General features: G+C 64.3%; 9 protein-coding genes. 5 read left to right on the top strand and 4 right to left on the bottom strand.

Annotated features, from left to right (window positions below):
* Positions 1-1,073: 30S ribosomal protein S1 (gene rpsA / locus ACTIAO_RS16010; RefSeq protein WP_441907158.1), on the bottom strand; the 1,073-nt coding region annotated here is incomplete at its 3' end.
* Positions 1,074-1,284: 211 nt separating this feature from the next.
* Between rpsA and ACTIAO_RS16005 the strand changes: the two genes are divergently transcribed.
* From ACTIAO_RS16005 to ACTIAO_RS15995, 3 genes are all read left to right on the top strand, one after another.
* Complete coding sequence (locus tag ACTIAO_RS16005) at positions 1,285-1,824, top strand: hypothetical protein (protein WP_441907157.1); 540 nt, start codon at positions 1,285-1,287, stop codon at positions 1,822-1,824.
* 128 nt (positions 1,825-1,952) lie between these two features.
* Positions 1,953-2,654, top strand: coding sequence for a hypothetical protein (locus ACTIAO_RS16000; RefSeq protein WP_441907156.1), 702 nt, complete (start codon positions 1,953-1,955; stop codon positions 2,652-2,654).
* A gap of 68 nt (positions 2,655-2,722) precedes the next feature.
* Positions 2,723-3,655, top strand: a complete 933-nt coding sequence (locus tag ACTIAO_RS15995; protein ID WP_441907155.1) for a 5'-3' exonuclease — start codon at positions 2,723-2,725, stop codon at positions 3,653-3,655.
* Positions 3,656-3,700: 45 nt separating this feature from the next.
* Here ACTIAO_RS15995 and ACTIAO_RS15990 read toward each other — a convergent pair whose 3' ends face one another.
* The 3 genes from ACTIAO_RS15990 to trpD are packed head-to-tail and all read right to left on the bottom strand — an operon-like array spanning position 3,701 to position 6,999.
* Positions 3,701-4,978 (bottom strand): MFS transporter, encoded by a 1,278-nt coding sequence (locus tag ACTIAO_RS15990; RefSeq protein WP_441907154.1) that lies wholly within the window; start codon positions 4,976-4,978, stop codon positions 3,701-3,703.
* Complete coding sequence (locus ACTIAO_RS15985) at positions 4,942-5,928, bottom strand: PHP domain-containing protein (RefSeq protein ID WP_441907153.1); 987 nt, start codon at positions 5,926-5,928, stop codon at positions 4,942-4,944. The genes ACTIAO_RS15990 and ACTIAO_RS15985 overlap by 37 nt, the downstream gene beginning before the upstream one ends.
* 6 nt (positions 5,929-5,934) lie before the next feature.
* Complete coding sequence (gene trpD, locus ACTIAO_RS15980) at positions 5,935-6,999, bottom strand: anthranilate phosphoribosyltransferase (RefSeq protein ID WP_441907152.1); 1,065 nt, start codon at positions 6,997-6,999, stop codon at positions 5,935-5,937.
* 153 nt (positions 7,000-7,152) lie between these two features.
* Between trpD and ctaE the strand changes: the two genes are divergently transcribed.
* Both ctaE and qcrC read left to right on the top strand, forming a co-directional pair.
* Positions 7,153-7,845 carry an aa3-type cytochrome oxidase subunit III gene (gene ctaE, locus ACTIAO_RS15975; RefSeq protein ID WP_441907151.1) on the top strand — a complete coding sequence of 231 codons (693 nt, stop codon included), beginning with the start codon at positions 7,153-7,155 and terminating at the stop codon, positions 7,843-7,845.
* A 20-nt stretch (positions 7,846-7,865) separates the two neighbouring features.
* On the top strand, positions 7,866-8,669 hold the full coding sequence (gene qcrC / locus ACTIAO_RS15970; protein ID WP_441907150.1) for a cytochrome bc1 complex diheme cytochrome c subunit: 804 nt from the start codon (positions 7,866-7,868) through the stop codon (positions 8,667-8,669).
* Positions 8,670-8,731: the final 62 nt, after the last annotated feature.

Genomic DNA, 8,731 nt, shown 5'->3' with positions numbered 1-8,731 from the left:
CGACGCTCGAGGTCGATGTCGATGACCTTGACGAAGACCTCTTCGCCGACCGACACGACCTGCTCAGCCAGCTCGACGTGCTTGCTGGAGAGCTCGGAGATGTGGACGAGGCCCTCGATGCCGTCTGCGACGCGAACGAACGCACCGAACGGAACGAGCTTGGTGACCTTGCCCGCAGCGATCTGGCCGATCGCGTGGGTGCGGGCGAAGACCTGCCACGGGTCCTCCTGCGTCGCCTTCAGCGACAGGGAGACGCGCTCGCGGTCGAGGTCGACCTCGAGGATCTCGACGGTGACCTCCTGGCCAACCTCGACGACCTCGGAGGCGTGCTCGATGTGCTTCCAGGACAGCTCGGAGACGTGCACGAGGCCGTCAACGCCGCCGAGGTCGACGAACGCACCGAAGTTGACGATCGACGAAACCTGGCCCTTGCGGACCTGGCCCTTGTGCAGGTTGTTGAGGAAGTTCGAGCGCGACTCGGACTGCGTCTGCTCGAGCAGAGCGCGGCGCGAGAGAACCACGTTGTTGCGGTTCTTGTCGAGCTCGAGGATCTTCGCCTCGATCTCCTGGCCCAGGTACGGGGTCAGGTCGCGGACGCGGCGCAGCTCGATGAGCGATGCCGGCAGGAAGCCACGGAGGCCGATGTCGACGATGAGTCCACCCTTGACGACCTCGATGACCGTACCGGTGACGACGCCGTCGTCTTCCTTGATCTTCTCGACGTCGCCCCACGCACGCTCGTACTGCGCACGCTTCTTGGACAGGATCAGACGGCCTTCCTTGTCCTCCTTCTGGAGAACAAGAGCCTCGACCTCGTCGCCGACCTTGACGACCTCGTTGGGGTCAACGTCGTGCTTGATGGAAAGTTCGCGGGAGGGGATGACACCCTCGGTCTTGTATCCGACGTCGAGGAGTACCTCATCGCGGTCGATCTTGACGATCGTGCCTTCGATGATGTCGCCGTCGTTGAAGAACTTCAGAGTCTTCTCGACCGCGGCCAGGAAGTCCTCAGCAGATCCGATGTCATTGATGGCGACCTGCTTGGTGGCCGGGGCGGTCGTTGCGGTAGTCATGTAGTGGGTTGTCCTTGTGGGTGAATACTCGGGCTTATGCAGCCTTTCACGCGTGCGTGATCCGGCTGATAAAGCGAATGGATTTGTTCGAATGACACCCAGGCGCGCGTGTGCACGCCACGAGTGACACTTCAGAATATCAGAGAAACGGACCATCACGTGCTGTGGATAACTCGAACGGGATGCTGGCGGTTCGCGTTACCGTGAGCGAGTGAGTTTGCACCGATCGAAGACGAGCCGGTTCCGGATGCTGGCGCTGCTGGCCCTGGCCGGCGCGATGCTGAGCGCATGCACCCCGGCGCCCGCGCCCAGTCCGACGCCGACCACCGCCTTCGCGAACGAGGAAGAAGCCTTCGCCGCCGCCGAAGAGGTCTATCGGGCGTATCTGTTGGCAGCAGCCGAACGTGCCGACGGTGACGCAACGGCGAACCCGGAGGAGTACTTGTCCGGAGAGGCACTTGAAGCCGATCTCCAATCGCAACGAAACCTTCAAGAACAAGGCATTCGTATCGTTGGGCCGAGCGTGGTGCACAACTTTACTGGCCTCGATGCCGATCTATCTGGACGGGTTTCAACATTGACCGCCGATGTCTGCGTCGATATCTCAGGGTCACGCGTCTTGAATGAGGCTGGCACCGATGTCACCCCGAACAACCGGCCTGAGCTCGGTCTACTTAAAGTCGAGTTCTCTGGGAATTCTGATGAGCTTTTCATCGCTCGATCGTCACCAAGCGAGAAGACCAAGTGTTAGTTCATCTACTTCTTGCGGGATTCTTATTTGGCTCCGGCGGCGTCCCAGCGACATTGCCCTCCTGTGACCTCGCGACCCTACAGGCGCTTGGTTATTGCCCAACCGACACGAACAACGGCACCGAGATTGTGATCGACGGGTCGCAGGAGACCGAGGGCGAACCCGGTTTTCCGCCCGTCGGCGACTTCGATGACGAGTGGTATCCACCAGCCGAGATCGGTACGCCGCACAAGCCGTTCGACTTCGATCAGTGCCTGCTTGATTGGGACTCGTACAGGCGCTGCTTCCGAGCGCTTGAAGACTCCGAACCCGCCGAGGAGACCGAAGAAGAAGCCGAAGCGGCGATTCCTGCCATCACGATCAACGACCTCGCCCGCTTCGCTCCCGAGGGTTCTGTCGTAACCGGCGAGCCGGACAACGTCGGCGTCGCCGGTCTTCCGACAAACTTCGTGACCGCGGCATCCGCGCAGACCGTCGACGCCGAACTGTTCGGCTTCCCGATATCCGTGCGCTTCACGCCGTCCGCGTACGACTTCACATACGGCGACGGGGATTCCGCGACAACCTCGACGGGCGGATCGACCTGGGCCGCACTCGGCCAGGCGCAGTTCACACCCACGGACACCGGCCACACGTATCGCGAGCGCGGCACCTATTTCGCCCAGGTCGATGTCCGCTACACCGCAGAGGTCGACTTCGGCGTCGGCTGGTATCCGATCAGCGGCGAGGTCACCACGACCGGCGCGCCACAGCAGGTCCGCATATTCGAGGCCCACACGGCGCTCGTCGCATTCACCTGTGCCGAGGCGCCGAACTCCCCCGGCTGCTGATCCCCCACGTCCCACCGCGATGCGCCCGACCCCCAGCAATGTCAGCACTGTGTGTCAAGCTGATTCCCATGAGCGACAAGCTGATGCTCCTCGACACCGCATCCCTGTACTTCCGCGCGTTCTACGGCGTCCCCGACAAGGTGAAGGCCCCTGACGGCACATCGGTGAATGCTGCACGCGGCCTGCTCGACATCATCGCCAAGCTCGTCACCCTCTACGAACCGACGCACATCGTCGCGTGCTGGGACGATGACTGGCGCCCCCAGTGGCGCGTCGACCTCATCCCCAGCTACAAGACGCACCGAGTCGTCGAGGTCATCGATGCTGGACCCGATATCGAAGAGGTGCCCGACCCGCTCGAAGCACAGCTCCCCCTGATCCGCGAGAGTCTCGCAGCCATCGGAATCCCGATCATCGGCGTCGCCGCCCACGAAGCCGACGACGTGATCGGCACGCTCGCGACGCGCTCCACGATGCCGGTCGATATCGTCACCGGTGACCGAGACCTCTTTCAGCTGATCGACGACAGTCGCGGCATCCGTGTCATCTACACGGCGAAGGGGATGAGCAATCTCGCGGTGGTCACCGACGAGACCGTCGTCGCCAAATACGGTGTTCTCCCCGCACAGTACGCGGACTTCGCCACCATGCGCGGCGACGCCTCCGACGGGCTTCCCGGCGTCGCCGGTGTGGGAGAGAAGACCGCCGCGACACTGCTGCAGGCGCACGGAGACCTCGACGGGATCCGTTCCGCTGCGGCTGCGGGTGAAGGCATGAGCGCGGGCGTGCAGGCCAAGATCCTTGCAGCATCTGCCTATCTCGACGTCGCGCCAACCGTCGTCGAGGTCGCTCGCGGCCTCGATATCACTCCCCCGGCCGATCCGGTCACGGCCCTCGACACTGCCTCGGCGGATGCTGCGACAGCACTCGCTGAGCAGTGGAATCTCGGCAGTTCCATGCAGCGCGCCATCGCCGCGCTCAACATCCAGCGCGGGCTCTGACCGCGAACACGATCGCCACGGCATCCATTCTTCGACGGCGCCGTATCAGCGGCGCCGGAAGGCGACGACCATCGCCGACATCAAAGCCGTCCCATAAACAGCGACAACCACGATCACAGCGAGCAGCGGAACCTGCCATCCGCCGCTGACCTCGCGCAGCGCCCCCATCACGGGAGCGCCCAGCGCCGCGAAAAGGTATCCCCCGCCCTGTACGAGCGCCGACATCGTCGCAGCTTCGGTATCCGAGCGCGACACGCGCACCAGAGCGGTGAAGATCAGGACGAAACCGCTCGAGTGCGCGATGGCCCCGAACGATGCCCAGACGGCCGCGAGTGACGGTTCCACCAGCATCCCGATCACCATCACCGCGAAGCACGCGGCCATCAGCAATGCAGAGCCGACAGCGCCCAGGAATCTGAGAAATACCGGAGCCAGCATCGCACCCGCGATGGCGACGCCCTGGAAGATCGAGGCCAGCGCGCCTGCCGATGCCGCGTCCAACTCGGTCGTGTCGAGCAGAATCGTCGGCAGCCACGTCGACATCGCGTAGTAGATGCTCGATTGCGATGCGAAGGCGGCCAGCAGCAGCCACACGATCGGCCGACGGACGATCGCAGCGACGCGATTGTCGACGACGACGGGCATCGGCCCCGTGATGCTCGCGACAGCGCCGTGCGCATCGGCACGCACCGCCGACTCACCCGACGAACGCTCTGCGGAGCGCCAGGAGCGCGACCTCACGATGTGGACGAGCCACAGCACAAGTCCGAACACCGTGATCACACCCCACAGCAGCAGTGCGAGAGACCACCCGGTGATCTCGGCGAGCGGGACCGTGGCCAGGGCCGTCAGCAACGACCCCACATTCAGCGTCGCCGTGTACGCGGCCGTCGCGATTGCGGTCCGCTCCGGTGGCAGATCACGTCGGATGATCACCGGGATGACGACGTTGCCGATCGTGATCGATGCGCCGATCACGATCATGCCGATGAGCATCGACCCGAACCCCGGCAGGGCACGCACGAGGGGGCCGATCATCACGCCGCTCAGTGAGAGCAGCAGGGCGATCTCGGGACCCGCGCGTCGGATGACGAGGGCGGCGACCGGGGTGAGCACGGCGAACATGATCACCGGAGCAGTGGTGAGCAGCCCCGCCGACGCGGAGCCGATCCCCAGATCGGCGATGATTTCCGGCAGTACCGGCGTCAGCGCGATGATCGGCGCCCGCAGGCTGAGTGCCGCCACGAGGATGCCGATCAACACCAGCCACGGGATGCTGCGCCTGCTCACTCCGCCCATGCCCGCAGGCGCTCCCGCCCCCACGTCGTGACGATGCGCTCGGCGGGAACTCCGGCGTTCTCTGCACGCTCGGCCCCATGGTCGATCAAGGAAAGCTGCCCGGGTGCGTGAGCATCCGAGTCGATCGAGAACAAGCATCCAGCATCCATCGCGATCGCGATCAGATCATCCGGCGGGTCCTGACGCTCCGGCCGCGAGTTGATCTCGACGGCAACGCCGTTCTCCGCGCAAGCATCGAACACCGCGCGCGCATCGAACTGCGATTGCGGGCGCGTCCCGCGCTCGCCCTGGACAAGCCGACCCGTGCAATGCCCGAGAACATTCACCAACGGACTCGATACAGCTGCGATCATGCGCGCGGTCATCCCCCGCGAGTCCATGCGCAGCTTCGAATGAGCGGATGCCACGACGATGTCGAGCTCGCCGAGCAGATCGGCGTCCTGGTCGAGCGAACCGTCGTCGAGGATGTCCACCTCGATGCCGGCGAACAGGGTGAGCCCGCCGGTTGACTCTGCCCGCACCAGCGGGATCTGCTCGCGCAGCCGCTCGGCCGACAGACCACGGGCCACCTTCAGCCGTGGAGAGTGGTCGGTGATCGCGAGATATTCATGTCCGAGCGCCCGTGCCGCCTCTGCCATCACCGCGATCGGCGTCGTGCCGTCTGACCATTCGGTGTGCGCGTGCAGGTCACCGCGGAGTCTGCTGCGCAGAGCCGACGTCCGCTCGGGTTCGACCTGACCGCGCAGATCCACGAGATAGTCCGGGATGCCGCCGGCGAGAGCCTGCAGGATCACGGCGAAGGTCGACTCGCCGATGCCCTTGGCCGCACGGATGCGCACCGGATCGGTGCGTGCATCCCCCGGCAGGCTCTTCAGCGACGCAGCCGCCTGACGGAATGCTTTCGCACGGTAGCGCGATGCGCGCTCCCGCTCGAGCAGGGACGCGATCTCGAGCAGCGCGGCGACGGGGTCCATGATCGCTCAGGCAGAGGCGAGCTCACGCGTCGCAGCGACCCAGGCATCGAGCTTCGCTTCAGCGCTGCCGTCGTCGATCGCAGCCTCGGCACGGTGGAATGCATCGTCGAGCCGCTCGAGGATCGGTCGGGTCACCTGTGTCGCATCCTGCGAGAGCTCGAACGCGACGATCCCGGCCGCCGCGTTCAGCAGGACGATGTCGCGGACCGGCCCCTTCGTTCCGGCAAGGGTCTCACGCAGCACCCCCGCGTTGTGCTCAGGAGAACCGCCGATGAGATCGGCAATATCTGCCGTCGGGATGCCCAGATCCCGAGGATCGAGATCGTGCTCGTGGATGTCACCGCGTGAAACTTCCCAGATACGGCTGTGCCCCGTGGTCGTCAACTCGTCGAGTCCATCGTCTCCGCGGAAAACCAATGCTGTCGCGCCCCGGGTGCGGAAGACACCCGTGATGAGCGGAACACGTTCGAGCTGCGCGACGCCCACGGCGTTCGCCTCGGCACGCGCGGGGTTGCACAGCGGACCCAGCATGTTGAACACCGTCGGCACGCCCAACTCCGCACGAGCGGCACCGGCGTGCTTGAACCCGGGGTGAAAAGCTGCCGCCCAGGCGAACGTGATCCCTGTGCGGTCAAGGACTGTTGCCACGTCCTCCGGCGAGATGGAGAGCTGAAGGCCGAGCGCACCGAGCACATCGGACGAGCCGGATGCCGAGCTCGCCGCACGGTTGCCGTGCTTGACGACGGGAATACCCGTCGCGCCGATGATGATCGCCGCGGTGGTCGAGACGTTCACGGTTCCCACCCGGTCACCGCCTGTGCCGACGATGTCGAGCACGTTCGGCGATACCGGCAGCGGTACGGCGGATTCCAGAATCGCGTCGCGGAAGCCGACCACCTCATCGATCGTCTCGCCCTTGGCACGAAGAGCCACGAGGAACCCGGCGAGTTTTGCATCCGACACGTTGCCCTGCATCACCTGACGCATCGCCCATGTGGATTCCCACACGCTGAGGTCGCGACCTTCCAAAAGGGCGGTGAGGACGTTGGGCCAGGTCAGGGAATCAGCCATAACAGCGATCCTATCGGCGAGAATAAATTCCTTACGCGCGGCGATCAGCGGGAGACGACCGTGGCCAACCTTGATTTCCCTTGGATTCACCGGGAATTCGCAGTGTTTTCTTAGGGTCCCCTAAGTCGACGGTCAGCGAAACAGCTTCCGCCGATGCAAGAATCACGCTCGCCGATCGGCCATAATGGAGGGGTGACCACCTCAGCGACCTATGCCCCGGCGGCAAGAACGATCAAGCGCCCGAACCCGGTAGCTGTCGGCACCATCGTGTGGCTCGGCAGTGAGGTGATGTTCTTCGCGGGACTGTTCGCGATCTACTTCACCCTCCGCAGCACCTCCCCCGAGCTGTGGGCCGACCGCACCGAACTGCTGAACGTTCCCTTTGCCGCAGTCAACACCGCCATCCTCGTTTTCTCTTCCGTGACATGCCAGATGGGCGTGTTCGCCGCGGAGGACATGCAGGCGTACCGCATCAAGAAGGGGCAGTTCAACGGCGCAGGCCGCCGCCGTCTCTTCGGATGGGGAATGGTCGAATGGTTCTGGATCACGTTCGCGCTCGGAGCGATCTTCGTCTCCGGCCAGGTCTGGGAGTACGCGCAGCTCGTCACTGAGGGCATGCCCATCCAGGCCGACGCATACGCGTCTGCGTTCTACATCACCACGGGCTTCCACGCCCTCCACGTCACCGGCGGACTCATCGCGTTCCTGCTCATCATCGGACGCGCGTTCGCAGTCAAGAACTTCACGCACAAGGAGGCGACTTCCTCGATCGTCGTGTCGTATTACTGGCACTTCGTCGACGTCGTCTGGGTCGTGCTGTTCTTCGTCATCTACTTCCTGAAATAAGAGCGGAGCTGACCTGCGAAATGGCACGAGAGAAGAAGCGTCGCTCAAACGGACGCCGTAGCCCCCTGGCCGCTGCGGCTCTGATCGGAGCAGGGCTCCTGATCACCGGCGGCATCTATGCTGGCGCGTCGGCTGCGATCGCCGCGACCGATACCCAGACATCGGCGAGCACACAGCTCACCGTTGATGACGGCAAGAAGCTGTTCCAGGCGAACTGCGCCACCTGTCATGGCCTTGACCTGCAAGGAACCGACAACGGCCCGAGCCTGTACGGCGTCGGCGAGTTGGCGGTCGAGTTCCAGGTTGCCACCGGGCGTATGCCGCTGCAGATGCAGGGGCCGCAGGCACCGCAGAAGCCGGTGCAGTTCACGCAGGACCAGATCGAGGCGATGGCCTCCTACGTCCAAACCACGGCACCTGGCCCGACGTATCCGGCTGAGGGCATCCTCGACGGCGAAGGCGACGTCGCTCACGGCGCCGAGCTGTTCCGCATCAACTGCGCCATGTGCCACAACGTCGCCGCAGCCGGAGGTGCACTCACCGAAGGCAAGTTCGCCCCGGGGCTGGCCAACACCAGCGCCCTGCACATCTACGCGGCCATGGTCACCGGCCCGCAGAACATGCCGGTGTTCGGAGACATGAACCTGTCCGATGACGACAAGCGCGACATCATCTCCGCTCTGCTCTTCCAGCAGCAGGAGGTGCAGATCGGCGGCTTCACGCTCGGATCGCTCGGACCGGTCTCAGAAGGCCTGTTCATCTGGATCTTCGGCATCGGCGGCCTTGTCGCCATCACCGTGTGGATCACGGCGAAGTCCAACTGACGCATATTCATCGAAGAGGAACGTACGAGGAGCACCATGGCACACGACGACGACTCGCAGGC

Origin of the sequence: Microbacterium sp. (assembly GCF_052099035.1) — a bacterium.
Taxonomy (GTDB): Bacteria; Actinomycetota; Actinomycetes; order Actinomycetales; family Microbacteriaceae; genus Microbacterium.
The sequence above is the reverse complement of the archived record's forward strand: the minus strand, read 5'-3'. Positions and strand labels throughout refer to the sequence as shown.